This is a genomic window from Rhodococcus sp. 008 (assembly GCF_001682295.1).
GTDB lineage: Bacteria > Actinomycetota > Actinomycetes > Mycobacteriales > Mycobacteriaceae > Rhodococcus_F > Rhodococcus_F qingshengii.
The window spans coordinates 5645840-5663460 of the sequence record NZ_CP012749.1 but is presented as its reverse complement, the minus strand read 5'-3'; the positions used below and the strand labels follow the sequence as shown (position 1 = coordinate 5663460).

The window sequence follows — 17621 nt, the reverse complement described above, 5'->3', positions numbered from 1 at the left end:
CCCACCGCTGTCCGCGCCCTGAGCTGCGATAATCGGGCGCGAAGAGCTGAAACGATCAAGTGAAATTCGTTCTGTCTAGAGTTTGCGCGCGGAAATCTCGAAACCAGCCGCGCGTAGACGCTCGACCAGGACGTCGCCGAGCGCTGTCGCTGGAGTCAAAACGCCGGTGGCCGGGGGAAGAGCCTTTTGGTCCTTCGCCAACGACAACGCAGATTCGCCGAGCATTACCGCCGTCGCGCTGTATCCCGGGTCGCCCTTCGCCTTCACTCGTGATGTGTATCGGGCGCCGGTCGTGGTCGTGGTGAACACGTCGAGCGTGAAGTGGCCCTTCTTCTGGGTGCTCTCGCTCGGACCTTCACCGGGAGCCGGCAAGACCTTGTCGAGAAGGAAACGTGTCGGAGGTAGAGCGAGTCCGGCGACCAGCGCGCCGAGGCCGACCGCCACGCCGCCCGCAATCACCGGTGACACCACCGATGAGCCGACGCTCATCACCTCGCTGTACTTGAACTTCTTGCCGTACGCCCACTCTCGGAGCGCATTGCTGCGACGGACGACTCGTGTGTTGTACGACGCCATCACGAACGGCGCTTTCCACCCCTTCAACGACGGATCGATCTTCTTGCCGTCGATTACGCTCACGTCGCTCTGGCGTCCGAGTTCGGGCTCCCGATCACGATCGGGGCTCAGCGAGTACGGCGAGGCAGCAAGTTTCCGCAGGCGCGCATCGTCTTTCGACACGTCGATTTGGTTGCGAAGCGAATCGATGGTGCCACCGCTCACGCCGCCGCGCAGGGCCGTGACCACCAGGGTGGTGTCGGTGAGCTCGCCGGCGCCGTCGGCGGCGACCTTCTCGTGCAGGACGTGAACTCCGAGATCGGAAGGGATGGAATCGAATCCGCAGGAATGGACGATCTTGGCACCGGTCGAGACCGCCAGCTCATGGTTGTCGTCGATGCTCTCGCGGTGGAACAGCACCTCACCGGTCAGGTCGACGTAATGAGTTCCGGCGGAGGCGCATTCGTGAACAAGGGCGTGGCCGTACTTGGCATACGGGCCGACCGTGGTGGCGACGACCCGGGTTCGCTGGGCGAGTGCCTTCAGTGCGGTTGCGTCGTCGGCGTCGGCGATGATCAAGGGGAGATCGGCAGCGGCAGTACCCAGATCGGCGCGAGTGGCTGCCAACTTTTCGAGGGAGCGGCCACCGAGGCCGATCTTCGTGCCTTCGGGAGCATGTTTGACGAGGTAGTCGGCGAGTAGCTTACCGACGAAGCCGCTCGCTCCGTAGACGATGATGTCGAGTTCTCGGGCGGGCGAGGTTCCAGTCATGGAGCCAGCCTACAAACGAGCACCCGAAAGTGATGTGACCGAGGTCACTCGGCGGGGAGGGGTTCCTTGACGACGAGGATCGGAGCCTCCACTTCGAGTAGGAGACGCTGCAGCGGGCGTTCGAGGAGGAACTTGCCGATGGGGGACATCCGGCGTGTTCCGACGATCAGGAGATCGACACCCGCGTCGTGGACCAGGTCGACGAGCGCGGTAACCGGATCGCCGTCGTGCTCGGTGGTGCGCAGATCCCACTTCGTCTCCGAGAATCCACCGGCGTCGAGCGCTGACTGGATCTCGCCGCGAAGAGCGGCCCGATCGTCCTCGGTGTCTCCGAGGTTGACCGTGCCTCCGATGTTGACGTCGTCCAGGACGTGCAGAACCAGCAGTTCCTCGCTTCGACCCACGGATTCCCGTGCGGCGGCCACGATTGCGGCGCGGCCTTCCGGGCTGTCCTTGTGTACGACGGCGATCGTCATGGTTCCTCCGAGTCGGTGAGCAGGTACGCACTCCATTATCGCCTGCAATGCTGTGCTCTACCTGAAATGAGCTACTCGACACGGGGGTTTGGGGGTGACGAGATCGCCACATCGGGGCGGCTAGGTGCTGCCTGTCACCACCGCGGCGGTGCCGCCCATCACCACGGCGAGGGTTTGTAGTCCTTGAGGAAGCAGCCGTGCAGGTCGACGCCCAGTTCACCCTGAACGATGGGGTCGTAGACGCGGGCGGCACCGTCGACGAGGTCGAGTGGTGCGTGAAAACCTTCGTCGGCCAACCGCATCTTGGTGAAGTGTGGGCGTTCGTCGGTGATCCAGCCGGTGTCGACGGCGGTCATGAGGATGCCGTCGTCGAGCATTTCCTTGGAGCTGGTGCGGGTCAGCATGTTCAGTGCTGCCTTGGCCATGTTGGTGTGCGGGTGGCCAGGGCCCTTGTACGCGCGGCTGAACTGGCCTTCCATGGCGGAAACGTTCACGACGTACTTGCGTCGTGCAGCGGCCGCGGCCATCGACGGGCGCAAGCGCGAAACGAGAATGAAGGGCGCGACCGAGTTGCAGAGCTGGACTTCGAGAAGCTCGATTGGATCGACCTCTTCGACGGTCTGAACCCAGCTGTTGGTGTGCGCGAGGTCGGGCAGCAGCCCGCCCGCGTCGATGGCGATGCCCTGCTCGATGCGATCGGGTGACGCCGACTTGGCGACGAGGGCGAGTGAACTGACCGCGTCGGCGGACAGATTTCCGGAGGTGATGCTTGCGACGTCCGACAGCGATCCGGCCAGAGCCGCGGGGTGGGCGTCGCTCGTCTTGCCGAAAGTCAGGACATCAGGGAGTTCACCGGCGGGAAGCGCACTGGACTCGGCGTCGACCAGAGCGCCGTAGGCACCGGGGGAGCGTCGGACGGTTTGCGCGGCGTTGTTGATGAGGATGTCGAGTGGACCCTGTGCGGCAACGGAATCCGCGAGTGCAACAACCTGGGCGGGGTCGCGGAGGTCGATGCCGACGATGCGCAGACGGTGAATCCAGTCGTTGCTGTCTTCCATCGCTTTGAATCGGCGGATCGCGTCGTTGGGGAATCGCGTCGTGATGGTCAGATGTGCGCCGTCACGCAGCAGGCGCAACGCGATGTACATGCCGATCTTCGCGCGGCCGCCGGTCAGAAGTGCGCGTCGGCCGGTGAGATCAGTGCTGGCATCACGTTTGCTGCGGCTGGTGGCAGCGCAATCGGGGCACAGTTGGTGGTAGAAGGCGTCGACTGCGGTGTAGCGCTGCTTGCAGATGTAGCACGGCCGCGCCTTGATGAGCGTGCCGGCGGAAGCGCCCGCGGTGTTCGACTTGATCGGAATGCCTGCGGTCTCGTCGTCGATGCGATCGGGTGAACCGGTGGCAGTCGCAGCGACCACTTGGCGGTCGGCTTCGTTGACGGCTGCGCGCGAGGCGAGGCGACGCTTCTTCTTGAGTCGCTTGAACAGATGGCCGACAGCGCGCTGCATGGTGATCGAATCGGGATGCTCGTCGTCGAGTTCGGCGGCTTCGGAAAGGACCTTCAGGCAGATTTCGAGTTCTGCGGGGTCGAGTCCGGTGAGTTCGGCTCGAGCAGATTCTGAATCGGCTGTTTCCAGCGAATCTGCCTGCAGTGCATCCGACTTCTTGGTGTCTGTATCCACTTCGAACTTCTGTTCCATCTCGATCGCCGCTCGCGCGGACTGTTCCCTGGTGCGGGAACTTCGCCAATTACGAGAAAAGCTCCGGTTCGATGAACCGGAGCTTTTCCTGTCTGTCTCAACACAGAGTGTCCGAGGGGGGACTTGAACCCCCACGTCCGTTAATAGGACACTAGCACCTCAAGCTAGCGCGTCTGCCATTCCGCCACTCGGACTCGGCCCCGATTTCTCGGTGCTGGGAAAGAGTATCCGATGCCATCCCCAGGTCCCAAATCGCCCCACTGCTGTGCGCCTTTATTAACCGCCGGGGGTTAATAAAGGCGCACAGCAAAAAGACCCCAACCTGATCAGGCTGGGGTCTTTCTGCTGTATTCGAGTGTCCGAGGGGGGACTTGAACCCCCACGTCCGTTAATAGGACACTAGCACCTCAAGCTAGCGCGTCTGCCATTCCGCCACTCGGACTCGGCCCCGATTTCTCGGTGCTGGGAAAGAGTATCCGATTAGGTGAGCTGCCCCAAATCGCCAGGTTGCGGGGCATTCCGGTCGCCCGCGTCGTTTGATTCGATGGTAGGAAAGTGGAATGACCACAACCCCGAATAATCCGAATCCGAGCAGAGCCGAAGCAGAAGTAGTCGAACTGGTCAGTTCCCTCATCCGCTTCGACACCTCGAACACGGGAGAACTCGAAACCACCAAAGGCGAGCGTGCGTGCGCGGAGTGGGTTGCCGCGCAGCTTCAAGAAGTCGGTTACGAGACGGAATACGTCGAGTCCGGAGCACCCGGCCGAGGAAATGTCTTTGCTCGCTTGAAGGGAGCCGAGTCGGGTCGTGGTGCGTTGATGCTTCACGGTCACCTCGACGTAGTTCCGGCCGAGCCCGCCGACTGGAGCGTCCATCCCTTTGCCGGCACCGTCCAGGACGGTTACGTCTGGGGGCGCGGCGCCGTGGACATGAAGGACATGGTCGGGATGATCCTGGCCCTCGCCAGACAGTTCAAGGCGGAAGGCGTCGTACCGCCGCGTGATCTGGTGTTCGCTTTCGTGGCGGACGAGGAAGCGGGCGGAAAGTACGGATGCCAGTGGCTGGTCGAGCACCGCCCGGATCTGTTCGAGGGAGTGACCGAGGCCGTGGGTGAGGTCGGCGGTTTCTCGCTGACGGTTCCGCGGCCTGACGGAACCGACCGCCGGCTCTACCTCGTGGAGACTGCGGAAAAGGGCCTCGGTTGGATGCGTCTGACTGCCAAGGGACGCGCCGGACACGGCTCCTTCCTCCACGACGACAACGCGGTCGCGACACTCGCCGGCGCGGTCTCGAGGCTTGCTGCCCACCAGTTCCCGATCGTGATCTCGGATTCGGTCGCGGAGTTCCTGACCGCCGTCGGCGAGGAGACCGGATTGGACTTCGATCCGGGATCACCCGACATCGACGGGACTCTCGCGAAGTTGGGGACGATCGCCAACATCATCGGGGCGACGTTCCGTGACACGGCGAACCCGACGATGCTCAAGGCCGGATACAAGGCGAACGTCATTCCGCAGACTGCCGAGGCGGTCTTCGACTGCCGCGTGCTGCCGGGACGGCAGGCCGAATTCGAGCGCACGGTGGACCAACTGATCGGTCCCGACGTGACCCGCGAGTGGATCACCAAGCTGGATTCGTACGAAACAACGTTCGACGGCCACCTCGTAGACGCCATGAACGAGGCGATCCTCGCCCACGATCCGGAGGCTCGCACAGTTCCGTACATGCTCTCCGGCGGAACCGACGCGAAGGCATTCGCGAAACTGGGCATTCGCTGCTTCGGCTTCGCGCCGTTGCAGTTGCCGCCCGAGCTGGATTTCAGCGCGCTGTTCCACGGCGTCGACGAGCGAGTTCCGGTGGACGCACTACTGTTCGGGACACGTGTTCTGGAACATTTCCTGCTCAATTCCTGACGAGCACGTAGATAGATCCGTGAGCTCGACGCACATCGAGCTCTCTTGTCACAGAAAGGATTCGCATGGCGCACGATCCGTACGAACCATTGCCGAAGTTGCCGAGTTTCGAGCTGACCAGTGACGACATCACTGCGGGCCAGCCGCTGAAGCTTGCTCAGGCCAGTGGAGCCTTCGGTGTCCCCGGTGGCGAAGACATCTCACCGCAGCTCTCGTGGTCCGGCTTTCCGGCCGAGACGAAGAGCTTCGTGGTGACGGTGTTCGATCCGGACGCACCGACTGCGTCGGGGTTCTGGCACTGGGCCGTGGCGAACATCCCCGCTTCCGTCACCGAGCTCCCGGCCGGTGCCGGCGCGGCGGACAGCGATGTCCTGCCCGCCGGAACCGTCACCCTCCGCCACGACGGTGGTGGGTTCGGTTTCATCGGTGCAGGCCCGCCTCCCGGGCACGGTCCGCATCGCTACATCGTCGCGGTGCATGCCCTCGACGTGGAGGCGCTCGACGGAGTCACCCCTGATTCGTCGCCGGCGTTCCTCGGTTTCAACGTGTTCCATCACGCGATTGCGCGTGCAACCCTGACCGGGACGTTCGAGGTCGAATAGTCACTTTGCTGTGCGCCTTTATTAACCGCGGGCGGTTAATAAAGGCGCACAGCACTCTCTAGCGAGGGTTCTCAGCTCCCACAGCCTGGGCGATCGACGAGAAACCCGCTGCGCGGACCCGCTTGGCTATCCCCTTGTGGATGCTGCGAGCCCAGAACGGTCCGCCGTAGATGAAGCCGGTGTATCCCTGCACCAGTGTCGCGCCGGCGAGGATCCGTTCCCACGCCTGATCGGCCGTCTCGATACCGCCGACCGAGATGATGGTCATCTTGTCGCCCACTCGGGCGTACAGGCGCCGAAGTACTTCGAGTGAGCGCTCGGCGACCGGTGCACCGGACAGCCCGCCTGCGCCGAGTGCAGCTACCTCGGCGTCCGGGGTCTTCAAACCGTCGCGACGGATCGTGGTGTTGGTCGCGACGATTCCGGCAAGTCCGAGTTCGATTGCCAGATCGGCGACCGCGTCGACGTCCTCGTCCGAGAGGTCGGGCGCGATCTTCACCAGTACCGGCACGCTGACGGTGTCGAGCACGGCCTGCAGGATCGGGCGCAGTGATTCGACGGCCTGCAGATCACGGAGTCCAGGTGTGTTCGGCGAGCTGACATTCACGACCATGAAGTCGGCCAGCGGACCCAGAAGCTGCGCGCTGGCGGTGTAGTCGGCAGCGGCGTCGGCGGCTTCGACGATCTTGGTCTTGCCGATGTTGGCACCGATCGGCACCGTGACGCGGCGCTGTCGCAGGAAATTCGCCGCGTGACCAGCGCCGTGGTTGTTGAAGCCCATCCGGTTGATCAGAGCGCGGTCGGCCGGAAGACGGAAGAGACGCGGCGCGGGGTTACCGGGCTGAGCCTGGGCCGTCACTGTTCCGACCTCGGCGAAACCGAATCCCAACGGGCCCCAGGCGTCGACTCCGGTGGCGTCCTTGTCGAATCCTGCGGCCAGGCCGAGAGGTGCCGGGAACGTCAGACCGAATGCCTGACTCCGCAGTACCGGGTCGTCGACGACAAGGACTTTTGCGACCAGCCAGCGAAGGGGAGCGAACCGTGTCACCAGTTTCATCGCGGTGAAGGCAATGTGGTGGATGCGTTCCGGTGGGACCCGGAACATCAGGCTCAGCAGCAGTTGGTACACGATTCTCCAGCTCTTCGATGGTGTGATTTTGTCAGCGGCGGGCTCTGGTCGTCTGTTGGACGATCAGTGCTGAATGCCGTCCGGATCGGTCACGTGCAGCGGCGTCTTCTTTCGCTTGAGGAGCACGCGACGACTGCCGTCGGGGTAGAGACGGACTCGGGAGAGTTCCCATCCGCCGAACTCGGCGGAGATCGCCAGACGCATCGACGCCGTGACCCGCGAAACGTTCGGCGGTAGTCGAAGGGGCACATAGTCGAACTTGTCGTCCGACGTCTCCCACTGCGCGGGGATCCCGCGCGCTCGCTTTTCCATCAGTTCTCCCGTGACGGGATGACCTGCAGCCCGTCACCGGTTGCCGATCCGACGATCAGATTGCCGTTGGAAGAGTCTACGGCCAACGAATTCGGCTGTCGCACCGTCTTGAACCGTCCGGTCTCCACGGGGATGCCGGACGACAGATCGAAGCCGACCACTTCATTGGTCGCGGTCAGTGTCACCCACACCCGATCCGCGGTCTCGTCGTAGGCAACGGCGTACGGCGACTCGCCGACGGGGTAGCGCTGGTGCATCAGGAGCGGATCGGCAGTGAAGACGAGCAGTTCGTTGCCGGTGGTGTCGGTGACCAGAATGCGTCCGAAGCGATCGGTGGCCAGATGAGTTGCGCCCTCACCGGCGCGGAGAGCGACGCCGAGTTTGCCGTCTTCGAGGTTGATCGCCGTCAACGAGGTCTGACGGTGATCGAGGGCGCTCAGGTTGTCGCCGGTGACCGCGAGTTCGTCGACGGATGCGAATCCCGAAACCGTCTGTGACTGATCGGTCTTCGGGTCGACGATGTGAACTGAACCATTGTCCGTGCCGATCGCGATGCGGCCGTCGTTGAGTTCGACCGCTGAATTCGCCTGCCCGTCTACCGGGATGGACGTCTGTTCGCCCGAAGTCAGATTCAGCTTCACGACCTGGCGATCCATCGACAGAAGAGCGCTACCGTCAGAGCCGATCGAAACGTCGCGTACGTCGGAATCCAGGGCTGTTGGACGGCCTGCAGAGGCGGGGTCGGCGCCGGCCAAACCGTCCGAAGGAACGACCAGCACCGAACGGGGGTCGTTGGCAACCACTACAGCGCTACGCGTGATCGGGTCGAATGTGATGGAATCGATCAGACCTGAATACGGGTGAACCACGCCGTCCGGGGTACTGATGGTGGCCGGTGAGACCGCTGCCGTTGCGGGATCGATCGTGATGAGGTCGTCTCCGCCATCTCCGGAAGAACATCCTGTGACCAGCAGAACCGCCGCCCCCATTGCTGCTGCAGTGGTGCGGATCCCTAGGCGAGCCATGTGTAGTTCCTCTTTTTCTTGTCATCTGTTCTTCACGCAGTGCGACTGTCATCGATCATCCCTGATCGCAGTCGGGCGCCGTTCATCGCGTCGAGGAACTACCGACCATTCCGCTCACACCCTTGACGCGATACCGTACGAACAGCGATTGCGGTTGACGCTGCAATCACCGAGGAGATCATTGTGATTCCCACAGAACCCACCGATTCCGGCGCGCAGTCGCCCGAACCGGCGCGGCCGGGCTTCGAGATCGAGGACCTCACCGTCGGCGCCCATGCACACGGTTTCGGCAGGTCCGACGGTCGAACTTTCGCGTTCCGCGTACGAAAGAGCATGCTGTTCGTCGAGGTATACGGCGAATACTGCGAGCACAGTGTGCCGACCCCTGCAGACGTTGTCGCCACCGCGGAGCGATCGGTGACCGACATCGATCTGACCGACGAGCGAAGCATCGCCGGTGTGGTCCGCGACGCAGTTCTGTCCACGGAGGCTGATTGGTCACAGCCCGGTCCCGGTGACGGAGTTCGTGAGAGCGACGGTCGCAGCCTGCCGACGGTGAGAGCCGTCCTGAACAGGCTGGGATCGATCATCGATTCTGTTCGGTGAATTCTCGGCGCGGGATGACCAGCGTTGCTCCGGTTGTCGGATGCGGGAAGACCTCGACCGGATAACCGTAGTCGCGGGTCAGAAGCTCTTCGTGCAACACCGATTCCGGGGGACCGTCAGCGGCGATGCGGCCGTTTTCGAGCACGACGATCCGATCCGCGTACGCCGCTGCCAACGCGAGGTCGTGCAAAACGACGACGACGGCATCGCCGTCCGCAGCGCGAGCGCGCGCCACGGACATCACCGCTTCCTGGTGTCCGAGATCGAGAGCTGCAGTCGGCTCGTCCAGCAGGATGGTCGACGTTTCCTGTGCCAGTACCCGGGCCAGCGCGACCCGCGCTTGCTCGCCGCCGGACAGCACGGCGAACGGCCGATTGGCGAACCCCTCGACATCGCAGGTCTTCATCGCCGCGGTGATAGCAGCGCCGTCGCGGTCTTCTCGGCGAGTTCCGGTCCATGGCGCACGTCCCATACGAACCACCTGGCGAGCGCTGAACGAAAATCCGATGGTGTGTTTCTGGGGGAGCACCGCGCGTCGGCGCGCCATGTCGATCGGCGACCACTGAGTGAGGTCGGTGCCGTCAACGTCCACCCGCCCAGCGATGACGGGCTGATCACCGGCCAACGCCGCAAGAAGAGTCGACTTACCGGCGCCGTTCGGTCCGACGAGAACGACTAGCTCGCCTGCCCGGACTTCGATGGACACGCCTTCCAGAATCTGCCGACCACCGCGTTCGACTGTGATGTCGCGCGCCTCGAGGGTGACATCACCGACGGCTGGGCTCTTCGGTTCGGGGGTGACGCGGCCGAACAGTTCGCGCCAGTTTCTTACGAGGCTGCTCATGCCCACCCGCCCTGTTGCGCGCGCGTGCGTCGGAGAAGCCAGAAGAAGAAGGGGCCGCCCACCAGAGCGGTCAGCATTCCGAGGGGCAGGTCTGCGTTGTCGATCAGCGACCGCGAGCCCAGATCTGCGACAAGCAGAACCAGTGCGCCGGCGAGGGCGCTCGCCGGAATCAGCGCGCGGTGGCCAGGTCCGACGAGAATGCGCATCAGGTGCGGAACGACCAGGCCGACGAAGAGGATGATGCCGGTGAAGGCAACACTCGCCGAGACCAGGAGAGCGACGATCAGTACCGCGAACTGGCGAAGCCGTTCGACGTTGACGCCCAGATGACGGGCCGCGTGTTCACCGAGCGCCAGCAGGTCCAGACGTGGGGCGATCATCATGGTCGCGGCGATCCCGACGACGGTCATCGGCGCCACGATCAGGACTGCGTTCCAGGAAGCGCCGTTGAGTGAGCCGAGTTGCCAGAACACGATCTGATCGCGAGCGGACGGGCTGGCGACGAAGGTGAAGAACGCGATGAGCCCGCCGGCGAACGCGTTGATCGCGACGCCCGTCAGCACCAACGTCACTACTTCGGTTCGGCCTTCGTGCCGAGCCAGCAGGTAGACCGCCGCGGTGGTGACCAGCCCGGCGACGAACGCAGCCGCAGCAACGGCCCAGCCGGCCACGAACGTTCCCCCGACGACGATGACAGCACTCGCGCCAACTGCCGCGCCCGCAGACACTCCGATCACTCCGGGTTCTGCGAGCGGATTGGAGAACACACCCTGCAGGAGCGCACCGGAACATCCCAGCGCCGCGCCGACACAGATGGCGAGCACGACGCGGGGGAATCGAACCTCCCACAAAGTCACTTCACCGCTGGGATGGGCGGGCATCGGACCGAGGTCGAGCCCGATGCGATGCAGGATGCTGCCCAAAACCTCGAGTGGCGACGTCGGAACTTGACCGATGCACGCCGACAGCACCGCGACGATCACGAGGGCGAGAGTCAAGCTGACCAGAACCGCACTCACCCGCGACCGCGACGCGGGGGCAGACGCCGACTTGTCGGCGCCCCCGACGTCGTGTGAATCCTCGGCCGACACAGTCTTACCTGCTTCGGAACTACCTGTCTCTGTACTCACGAATCAGCACTCACGAATCTTTGCTCACGATCCACCGGGCTCGTAGATCGCTTCGGCGAGTGCCGCCATGACGCGTCCGGTGTTGGGCCCGAAGCTGAGCAGTACACCGTCCGCCATGTCGACTACTCGTTTGTTCTTTCCAGCCGGCGTCTGCGCGATGCCAGGGACCTTTTCGAGGCCGTCGATTCCGCCGATCGATGCCAATCCGTCCGTCATCATCAGCAGGGCGTCAGGCGCTGCGGCGATGAGCGCTTCGCTGGTGATGGGCACGAACTGTTGTGTGATGCCCGAGGCGGTTCCTGCATCGGTGGCGCCGAGTGCCTCGATCAAGGAATCTGCTCCGGACCCTTCACCGCCGATCATGGTGATGGCCGATCCGCGCATGTAGAGGAATGCGATTTTCAGTGGATCGCCCTCGGTGGGGACCAGGTCACGAGCTCCAGCGATTTCCGATTCGGTCCGATCGACCAGCGCCGCGCCCTGGGCGGGGACGCCGAGCGCGTCGGCGACGGCCTGGAGTTGTCCTGGCACACCCTCGAGTGTTCGGGTCGGATCGAAGAAGACGACGGGAACACCGGCGGCGCGCAACTGATCCTGGACGCTCTTGGGCCCGATACTGGTGTCGGTGAGAACAACGGTGGGATTGAGGTCGAGAATTGCCTCGGTGTTGAGCGATTGGCCGCCGACCGTGACAACCGGCACGTCCGCGACTGCGGGGAACTTGGCGGCGGTGTCGCGGCCGACGAGATTGTCACCGAGGCCGAGCGCCACCGTCGTCGTCGCGAGCGTCCCGTAGCGGTCGGCCGCAACGATCCGGCTGTTGTCGGTGATGGTCACGTCGACGCCGTCGAAGCTCTTCACCGTCACGGGCAGTGTCGCGGTCGGGTTGTCGGACACGGGAACCGGGCTGGAATCTTCGAGTACCGCGGTCCTGGCACCCTGAGATGTCGTCGGAGTGTCGCTGGACCCGCAAGCCACCAGACCGAAACCGGCTGCTGCGACCAGAGCCGCCGCGGCCAAGCGCTTCATCATTTGACGAGGTAGCTCTCGATGTCGCCTTCGAGGTCGGCGAACAGGTCGCCGTTGAGGCGGTACGCCAGATTCACCTCGTCGATGAAACGCTGCTGTTCCTCGGCAGGAATCTGCAGTGCATCCAGATTCGAGCGGTAGTCGTCCTTGAAAGGCTTCGGCTTGGGGATGCCTTCGAAGATGTAGAAGCGAAGTCCGTCGGTCTCGAATCCGTAGGCGCGTTCGAGCATCCGGCGGATGATCTGTCCGCCCGAGAGATCGCCCATGTACCGAAGGTAGTGATGTGCGACGAAGCCGGCAGGCCAGTCGAACGCCACCTCCTTCAGGCGGGCGATGTAGCGCTCGGTTGCCGGCAGTGCCACGAGTTCGTCGCGCCAGTTCGGTCCGCCGAGGAACTCGAGATCGGCCTCGAGTGAAGCCACGCGCAACAGATCCTCGGACAGGAACGGGGCGACCAACTCGTTGTCGGCGTGTGTGCGGCCGGCCTCTTCGAGGCTCGTGTAGACGAGGTACGTCTGTCCCAGAAGTGCGGCGTAGCCAGCGGTGGTCAGCTCACCGCCGAGTAGTGCGCCTACGAATCGCGACTGCTCCGTCTCGCGGTGTGCTGCGTCCGTCTCGGTCTTGATTCGTTCGGAGAAGGCTGGGCCTGCGTCTGCGGAAAGGCTGTCTACGTCGAGCGTGGTCATTGATTCTCCTGAGGCTGTAGTCAAGCGTTGCCTACTAGGTTAGCCTGCCCTCGCCAACGCGATACCTCCGGTATTTCGATCAGCGAGACAGATCAAGCGCTCACATCGTCGAGAGCCGCGGCAATCGCTTTCGGAAGTTCCAATTCTTCGGTTGCCAGTACTCCTGTCAACTGGGCGAGATCACGCGTGCCGACGACGGCGCTGGCCACCCCGGCGCGATCGCGCGCCCAGGCCAGTGCCACCGCCAGTGGGGAAGTACCCAGACCGTCGGCAGCGGTAACGACTGCGTCGACCACCCGGATCGAGGAATCGGTCAGATAGCTCTGCACATCCTGCGAATGTGCTTCGTCGGCGCCGCGGGAATCGACGGGAATGCCGTCGCGGTACTTGCCGGTCAGCACACCGCCCGCGAGGGGTACTGCGGCGAACACTCCGACGCCGTGATGGGCCGCCGCTGCGAACAATTCTTCCTCGACGCCGCGTGCGAGCAACGAGTACTCGGCCTGCGTCGCGGCGAGTGTTGTTGCGCCACCGGCTCCTACGGCCGTCGCGAGCTGCCAGCCGAGGTAGCCGCGCACTCCGACGTACCGCACCTTGCCGCTCGAGACGGCGTAGTCGAGGGTTGCTGCAACCTCGTCGACGGGCGTGAGCGGATCCCAGGTTGCGACCTGCCACATGTCGAGGAAGTCGGTTCCGAGTTCACGAAGAGTCGCGTCGAGCTGGCGGAGCAATCCGCGCCGCGAGCAGTCGACGCGGTCGGTGCCGATCGGTGTGGGGTCGATGCCGGCGCTCGAGCTGATGATGAGTTCGTCACGTGGAACGACGTCGTCGAGCAACTCGGCGAGGATTCGTTGCGCCGCACCGGCGCCGTAGGCGGGCGAGGTGTCGACCAGGGTTCCGCCGGCCTCGGCGAACGCGAGTAGCTGCGCAGCAGCCTCGTCGCCGTCCGTGTCGCGTCCCCATGTCAGTGTGCCGAGCCCAAGTCGCGAGACCCGAAGTCCGCTCGTTCCGACAGATCTGTGCTTCATAACCGCCTGCATCTCGCGCCCGACTCGTGTGCGCAAGTGCGGCACCCGAGAGATCTCACCACGTGCAGACTAGTAGGCGCTCGCCTCGAGTCGGGGTATTCGGACACGGACGTGCCGGGCGCGGCGCGGCGCCGTGGGCCCCGGTAGCGTGGCGCCGGTGAAACGTGAACCCGACACACGAAACCTGTGTGCAGTAACCCCATTCGAATCAGCCGGGATCGGTGAGTGATGGGCGAAGCGATGACCTGGCTCCAGGCCGTGATCCTGGGCCTCGTGCAGGGCTTGACCGAGTTCCTGCCCATCTCGTCTTCCGGACATTTGCGAATCGTGTCGGAGATATTCTTCGGCAGTGACGCCGGCGCGTCGTTCACCGCGGTGACGCAGCTCGGCACCGAGTTGGCGGTCCTGATCTACTTCGCACGCGACATCGTGAGGATCATCACTGCCTGGTTCCGAGGTGTGTTCAATGCCGAGCACCGGGGCGATCTCGATTACCGGATGGGCTGGTACGTCATCATCGGCACCATCCCGGTCGGCATCCTCGGGTTCTTCTTCAAAGACCAGATCCGTACCGGCGCACGCAATCTGTGGCTGATTGCCACGATGCTGATCGTGTTCGCGCTCGTCATCGCTGCTGCCGAGTACTACGGACGCAAGACGCGCCCGATCGAATCGCTCACAGCGCGCGACGGCATCATCATGGGTTCGGCTCAGGCGCTCGCGCTCATCCCGGGTGTCTCACGTTCGGGTGGCACGATCAGTGCCGGCCTTTTCCTCGGACTCACCCGTGAGGCCGCAGCCCGTTACTCGTTCCTGTTGGCGATTCCGGCAGTTCTCGCCTCCGGTTTGTTCAGCCTCCCGGATGCCTTCGAGCCGGCCGGTGAGGGTCTGAACGCGAGCGGTCCGCAGTTGCTGGTGGCAACCGTCATCGCCTTCGCGGTCGGTTACGCAGCGATCGCCTGGCTGCTTCGATTTGTTGTCGATCACTCAATGTACTGGTTCGTCGGATACAGAATCGCTCTCGGCGTAGTCGTCCTTGCGTTGCTGGCCACAGGGGTCGTGTCCGCGACATAGGGCCCGTTTCGACGTCGACCACCCGTCCGTGCGGCCACCGCCCCATTAGGGTTGTGGAATGACAGTTGTCCTACTGCGGCACGGGCGGTCGACGTCCAACACTGCCCATACCCTGGCCGGTCGAACGCCGGGTGTGGAACTCGACGACCACGGCCGGAAACAGGCCGAAGGCGTCGTCGATCGGCTGGTCGGTCTGGACATCGCGGAGATCGTCCGCTCGCCGCTGTTGCGGTGTGAGCAGACGGTCGGCCCCATTGCCGTCGACCGTGGTCTGACGCCGGTGGTCGAGGATCGCCTCATCGAGGTCGATTACGGCGACTGGACGGGTCGCCCGCTCAAGGAACTCTTGGAAGAACCGCTCTGGAAAGTGGTGCAGCGCCACGCTTCCGGTGCAGTGTTTCCCGGCGGTGAAGGGCTGGCCCAGGTACAGGCGCGAGCCGTTGCCGCGATCCGAGAGCACGACGCACGGCTGGCCGAAGAACACGGCAAGGACGTCGTCTGGATCGCGTGCACGCACGGTGACGTCATCAAATCGGTTCTCGCCGACGCGTTTGCGATGCATCTCGATTCGTTCCAGCGCATCGTCGCCGAGCCCGCCTCGGTCAGTGTGATTCGCTACACGGCGACACTGCCGTTCGTTCTTCGCGTCAACGACACCGGAGACGTGCTCGCCGCGATCGGTGCGGCGAAGGCCGCGACCAACGGTTCGGCTCCCGCGCAGGAGTCCGTCCCCGGCGGAGAGGTCGGTGCGTGAGCTGTGACGGATAATGGGTATTCAGTGATGTTCTGCTCGAACTCGAGGAGGTGCAATGTCGCGCGCGATTCACGTATTTCGCACTCCTGACCGATTTGTCGCAGGAACGGTGGGCGAACCCGGTGACAGGTCTTTCTATCTCCAGGCCGTGCACGAATCACGGGTGGTGAGTGTGCTGCTCGAGAAGCAGCAGGTTCAGGTTCTCGCCGATCGCATGGGCTTACTCCTCGAAGAGGTGCATCGACGCTTCGGAACCGAGGTTCCGCCACAAGCCGACGACGTCTCCGACCTCAGCCCGCTGGTCACACCACTCGACGCGGAGTTCCGGGTCGGCACGATGGGGCTCGGTTGGGATGCCGATGCCGGGGCGGTCGTCGTGGAGCTGCTTGCCGTCAGCGAGACGGAGTTCGACGAATCGGTTGTCCTCGATGACGCCGACGACGGTCCGGACGCAGTCCGTGTGTTCCTGACTCCGGAGCAAGCGCGCGAGTTTTCGCTGCGGTCCGAACGCGTCATCGCGGCGGGACGCGCGCCGTGCCCGCTGTGTGGTGAACCGTTGGCGCCCGAGGGGCACGTCTGCATCCGCACGAATGGGTACCGACGCGGCGAGTCCTTCGGTTTTGCGATCGACGACGCAGACGACGACGAGGTCTGACGTCGTGTCCGAACCTGGTGTGCCGGACGTGCTGCTCGAGGGTGATCTGACTCTGATCGGTCAGATCACCACGGCGAGCAACGCCACGCTGGTATGTGAGTCGACTCTGGGGGAGAAGTCCACCCGCGTGGTCTACAAGCCGGTCCGGGGTGAACGCCCACTGTGGGATTTCCCGGACGGCACTCTGGCGGGGCGTGAGGTCGCGTCGTACCGCGTGTCCGAGGCGCTGGGTTGGGGAGTGATTCCGCGAACAGTGTTGCGGGACGGCCCCTTCGGTCCAGGCATGGTGCAGCGATGGATCGACACCGTCGATCGCCGTGCGGATGGATCTGGCGGACTCGAGATGGTGGACCTGTGCAGTCCCGGCAACGTTCCGCCGGGGTGGTTCGAGGTCCTGCAGGCCTTCGACTCGGAGGGTGAACCAGTCTCCCTGATCCATGCGGACGATCCACGGCTGCAGCGAATGGCCGTTCTGGACGTCCTCATCAACAATGCCGACCGTAAAGGTGGTCACGCCCTCGAGGGCGTCGACGGCTCGGTGTACGGCGTTGATCACGGAATCTGTCTTCACTCGGAGAACAAGCTGCGGACGGTGTTGTGGGGGTGGGCCGGGCAGCCCGTACCCGGTGCTTTGATCGCCGACGTCGCCGAATTCGCGACAACTCTCGACGGGGATCTCGGCGACGAGTTGTCCGAACTGATCACCGAGGAAGAGATCGTGGCTTTGGCGGTGCGGGCGATGCAGTTCGCCGAGTCCGCGGTGATGCCTGAGCCGAACGGCCATCGAACGATTCCCTGGCCGGCCTTCTAGTCGCGAGACGTTTCCTGCTGTTCGCGAGTTGCCGTCAATCCGGGTGAGCGAACCAATCGCAGTAGTTGTTCGCGCAGCGCGGCGACATCCCCGACGCCGACGGTCAACGCCGCATCTTCCTTCTCGAGCGTCAGTAGTCGCTCGTACGTCAGTCTTCCGGCGTCGGTTATCGCGATCACGCGCCGACGCTCGTCCCTCGGATCGGTGTCACGAGTGACGTAACCCGCTCGTTCGAGACGGTCGATCGTGCGGCTCATCGTCTGATCGGTGACGCGGGCGTTCTTCGCGATGTCGCGTTGAGACGCCGCCCCACCGGCGATCGAGTGGAGCACGATCAGGCCCGCGTGCGTCATGTCCTGAGACCGCAAGACCTTCTCCCACGAGTGCTCCACCAGGCGTGCAGCGGTGGACAACAGCCGGCCGGTGGGCCAGTCGTCCAGGCCGTCGCTGCTCATTTTTCTGCCTTCCGTTTGCAATTACTCAGCATGCTGAACAAAATAGTCGGCAAGTCCTCTGCTGCC

General features: G+C 63.9%; 19 protein-coding genes and 2 tRNA genes. 7 read left to right on the top strand and 14 right to left on the bottom strand.

Annotated features, from left to right (window positions below; translation table 11 throughout):
• Positions 1 to 75: 75 nt before the first annotated feature.
• The 5 genes from AOT96_RS26225 to AOT96_RS26205 all read right to left on the bottom strand — a co-directional run bounded on the left by AOT96_RS26225 (position 76) and on the right by AOT96_RS26205 (position 3944).
• On the bottom strand, positions 76 to 1326 hold the full coding sequence (locus AOT96_RS26225) for a saccharopine dehydrogenase family protein (RefSeq protein ID WP_042451005.1): 1251 nt from the start codon (positions 1324 to 1326) through the stop codon (positions 76 to 78).
• A 44-nt stretch (positions 1327 to 1370) separates the two neighbouring features.
• Entirely contained in the window at positions 1371 to 1802 is a 432-nt protein-coding gene (locus tag AOT96_RS26220) for a universal stress protein (RefSeq protein WP_003946198.1), read from the bottom strand.
• Positions 1803 to 1960: 158 nt separating this feature from the next.
• A complete protein-coding gene (locus tag AOT96_RS26215; protein ID WP_231917352.1) occupies positions 1961 to 3502 on the bottom strand; it encodes an SDR family NAD(P)-dependent oxidoreductase in 1542 nt (513 codons plus the stop codon).
• Positions 3503 to 3610: 108 nt separating this feature from the next.
• Positions 3611 to 3696, bottom strand: a tRNA-Leu gene (locus tag AOT96_RS26210).
• 162 nt (positions 3697 to 3858) lie between these two features.
• Positions 3859 to 3944, bottom strand: a tRNA-Leu gene (locus AOT96_RS26205).
• A 118-nt stretch (positions 3945 to 4062) separates the two neighbouring features.
• On the opposite strand from AOT96_RS26205, the gene AOT96_RS26200 reads away from it, so the two are divergent.
• On the top strand, positions 4063 to 5415 hold the full coding sequence (locus AOT96_RS26200; protein WP_003946170.1) for a M20/M25/M40 family metallo-hydrolase: 1353 nt from the start codon (positions 4063 to 4065) through the stop codon (positions 5413 to 5415).
• Between the two features lie 65 nt (positions 5416 to 5480).
• Positions 5481 to 6017, top strand: coding sequence for a YbhB/YbcL family Raf kinase inhibitor-like protein (locus tag AOT96_RS26195; RefSeq protein WP_054827756.1), 537 nt, complete (start codon positions 5481 to 5483; stop codon positions 6015 to 6017).
• 58 nt (positions 6018 to 6075) lie between these two features.
• Here the strand turns inward: AOT96_RS26195 and AOT96_RS26190 are convergent, their stop codons facing one another.
• From AOT96_RS26190 to AOT96_RS26180, 3 genes are all read right to left on the bottom strand, one after another.
• Positions 6076 to 7146 carry a quinone-dependent dihydroorotate dehydrogenase gene (locus AOT96_RS26190; protein WP_003946149.1) on the bottom strand — a complete coding sequence of 357 codons (1071 nt, stop codon included), beginning with the start codon at positions 7144 to 7146 and terminating at the stop codon, positions 6076 to 6078.
• Positions 7147 to 7209: 63 nt separating this feature from the next.
• Positions 7210 to 7458 (bottom strand): DUF5703 family protein, encoded by a 249-nt coding sequence (locus AOT96_RS26185; RefSeq protein ID WP_007733391.1) that lies wholly within the window; start codon positions 7456 to 7458, stop codon positions 7210 to 7212.
• Positions 7458 to 8483, bottom strand: coding sequence for a hypothetical protein (locus AOT96_RS26180; RefSeq protein ID WP_065352500.1), 1026 nt, complete (start codon positions 8481 to 8483; stop codon positions 7458 to 7460). Before AOT96_RS26180 ends, AOT96_RS26185 begins: the two co-directional genes overlap by 1 nt.
• Positions 8484 to 8666: 183 nt before the next feature.
• On the opposite strand from AOT96_RS26180, the gene AOT96_RS26175 reads away from it, so the two are divergent.
• Positions 8667 to 9089 carry a hypothetical protein gene (locus AOT96_RS26175; protein ID WP_042924727.1) on the top strand — a complete coding sequence of 141 codons (423 nt, stop codon included), beginning with the start codon at positions 8667 to 8669 and terminating at the stop codon, positions 9087 to 9089.
• On the opposite strand, the gene AOT96_RS26170 is transcribed toward AOT96_RS26175, so the two are convergent.
• The 5 genes from AOT96_RS26170 to AOT96_RS26150 all read right to left on the bottom strand — a co-directional run bounded on the left by AOT96_RS26170 (position 9070) and on the right by AOT96_RS26150 (position 13806).
• Positions 9070 to 9933: a heme ABC transporter ATP-binding protein gene (locus AOT96_RS26170; RefSeq protein ID WP_065352941.1), complete on the bottom strand. Its 864-nt coding sequence runs from the start codon at positions 9931 to 9933 to the stop codon at positions 9070 to 9072. The two genes, AOT96_RS26175 and AOT96_RS26170, sit on opposite strands and share 20 nt — an antisense overlap.
• The gene (locus AOT96_RS26165; protein ID WP_050655282.1) at positions 9930 to 11024 is read right to left on the bottom strand and encodes a FecCD family ABC transporter permease; all 1095 of its coding nucleotides are present in this window, start codon (positions 11022 to 11024) and stop codon (positions 9930 to 9932) included. Before AOT96_RS26165 ends, AOT96_RS26170 begins: the two co-directional genes overlap by 4 nt.
• 63 nt (positions 11025 to 11087) lie before the next feature.
• Positions 11088 to 12095 (bottom strand): heme/hemin ABC transporter substrate-binding protein, encoded by a 1008-nt coding sequence (locus AOT96_RS26160; RefSeq protein ID WP_042924733.1) that lies wholly within the window; start codon positions 12093 to 12095, stop codon positions 11088 to 11090.
• Complete coding sequence (locus AOT96_RS26155) at positions 12092 to 12778, bottom strand: biliverdin-producing heme oxygenase (protein WP_003946162.1); 687 nt, start codon at positions 12776 to 12778, stop codon at positions 12092 to 12094. Before AOT96_RS26155 ends, AOT96_RS26160 begins: the two co-directional genes overlap by 4 nt.
• 92 nt (positions 12779 to 12870) lie before the next feature.
• Positions 12871 to 13806, bottom strand: a complete 936-nt coding sequence (locus AOT96_RS26150; protein ID WP_003946175.1) for an aldo/keto reductase — start codon at positions 13804 to 13806, stop codon at positions 12871 to 12873.
• A gap of 228 nt (positions 13807 to 14034) precedes the next feature.
• Between AOT96_RS26150 and AOT96_RS26145 the strand changes: the two genes are divergently transcribed.
• From AOT96_RS26145 to AOT96_RS26130, 4 genes are read left to right on the top strand one after another with little or no spacing between them, the layout of a single operon-like run.
• Positions 14035 to 14880 (top strand): undecaprenyl-diphosphate phosphatase, encoded by an 846-nt coding sequence (locus tag AOT96_RS26145; RefSeq protein ID WP_030537531.1) that lies wholly within the window; start codon positions 14035 to 14037, stop codon positions 14878 to 14880.
• 58 nt (positions 14881 to 14938) lie between these two features.
• Positions 14939 to 15634 carry a histidine phosphatase family protein gene (locus tag AOT96_RS26140; protein ID WP_003946173.1) on the top strand — a complete coding sequence of 232 codons (696 nt, stop codon included), beginning with the start codon at positions 14939 to 14941 and terminating at the stop codon, positions 15632 to 15634.
• Between the two features lie 55 nt (positions 15635 to 15689).
• Positions 15690 to 16289, top strand: a complete 600-nt coding sequence (locus AOT96_RS26135) for a DUF3090 domain-containing protein (protein WP_003946200.1) — start codon at positions 15690 to 15692, stop codon at positions 16287 to 16289.
• A gap of 4 nt (positions 16290 to 16293) precedes the next feature.
• Positions 16294 to 17100: an SCO1664 family protein gene (locus tag AOT96_RS26130; RefSeq protein WP_030537533.1), complete on the top strand. Its 807-nt coding sequence runs from the start codon at positions 16294 to 16296 to the stop codon at positions 17098 to 17100.
• Here the strand turns inward: AOT96_RS26130 and AOT96_RS26125 are convergent.
• Complete coding sequence (locus tag AOT96_RS26125) at positions 17097 to 17555, bottom strand: MarR family winged helix-turn-helix transcriptional regulator (protein ID WP_042450996.1); 459 nt, start codon at positions 17553 to 17555, stop codon at positions 17097 to 17099. The two genes, AOT96_RS26130 and AOT96_RS26125, sit on opposite strands and share 4 nt — an antisense overlap.
• Positions 17556 to 17621 lie beyond the last annotated feature (66 nt).

What these genes read in the sequence shown, in the direction of transcription:
- AOT96_RS26225 (WP_042451005.1), bottom strand. Translation starts at nt 1,326, where the DNA reads ATGACTGGAACCTCGCCCGCCCGAGAACTCGACATCATCGTCTACGGA.
- AOT96_RS26220 (WP_003946198.1), bottom strand. Translation starts at nt 1,802, where the DNA reads ATGACGATCGCCGTCGTACACAAGGACAGCCCGGAAGGCCGCGCCGCA.
- AOT96_RS26215 (WP_231917352.1), bottom strand. Translation starts at nt 3,502, where the DNA reads ATGGAACAGAAGTTCGAAGTGGATACAGACACCAAGAAGTCGGATGCA.
- AOT96_RS26200 (WP_003946170.1), top strand. Translation starts at nt 4,063, where the DNA reads ATGACCACAACCCCGAATAATCCGAATCCGAGCAGAGCCGAAGCAGAA.
- AOT96_RS26195 (WP_054827756.1), top strand. Translation starts at nt 5,481, where the DNA reads ATGGCGCACGATCCGTACGAACCATTGCCGAAGTTGCCGAGTTTCGAG.
- AOT96_RS26185 (WP_007733391.1), bottom strand. Translation starts at nt 7,458, where the DNA reads ATGGAAAAGCGAGCGCGCGGGATCCCCGCGCAGTGGGAGACGTCGGAC.
- AOT96_RS26180 (WP_065352500.1), bottom strand. Translation starts at nt 8,483, where the DNA reads ATGGCTCGCCTAGGGATCCGCACCACTGCAGCAGCAATGGGGGCGGCG.
- AOT96_RS26170 (WP_065352941.1), bottom strand. Translation starts at nt 9,933, where the DNA reads ATGAGCAGCCTCGTAAGAAACTGGCGCGAACTGTTCGGCCGCGTCACC.
- AOT96_RS26160 (WP_042924733.1), bottom strand. Translation starts at nt 12,095, where the DNA reads ATGATGAAGCGCTTGGCCGCGGCGGCTCTGGTCGCAGCAGCCGGTTTC.
- AOT96_RS26155 (WP_003946162.1), bottom strand. Translation starts at nt 12,778, where the DNA reads ATGACCACGCTCGACGTAGACAGCCTTTCCGCAGACGCAGGCCCAGCC.
- AOT96_RS26150 (WP_003946175.1), bottom strand. Translation starts at nt 13,806, where the DNA reads ATGAAGCACAGATCTGTCGGAACGAGCGGACTTCGGGTCTCGCGACTT.
- AOT96_RS26145 (WP_030537531.1), top strand. Translation starts at nt 14,035, where the DNA reads ATGGGCGAAGCGATGACCTGGCTCCAGGCCGTGATCCTGGGCCTCGTG.
- AOT96_RS26140 (WP_003946173.1), top strand. Translation starts at nt 14,939, where the DNA reads ATGACAGTTGTCCTACTGCGGCACGGGCGGTCGACGTCCAACACTGCC.
- AOT96_RS26135 (WP_003946200.1), top strand. Translation starts at nt 15,690, where the DNA reads ATGTCGCGCGCGATTCACGTATTTCGCACTCCTGACCGATTTGTCGCA.
- AOT96_RS26125 (WP_042450996.1), bottom strand. Translation starts at nt 17,555, where the DNA reads ATGAGCAGCGACGGCCTGGACGACTGGCCCACCGGCCGGCTGTTGTCC.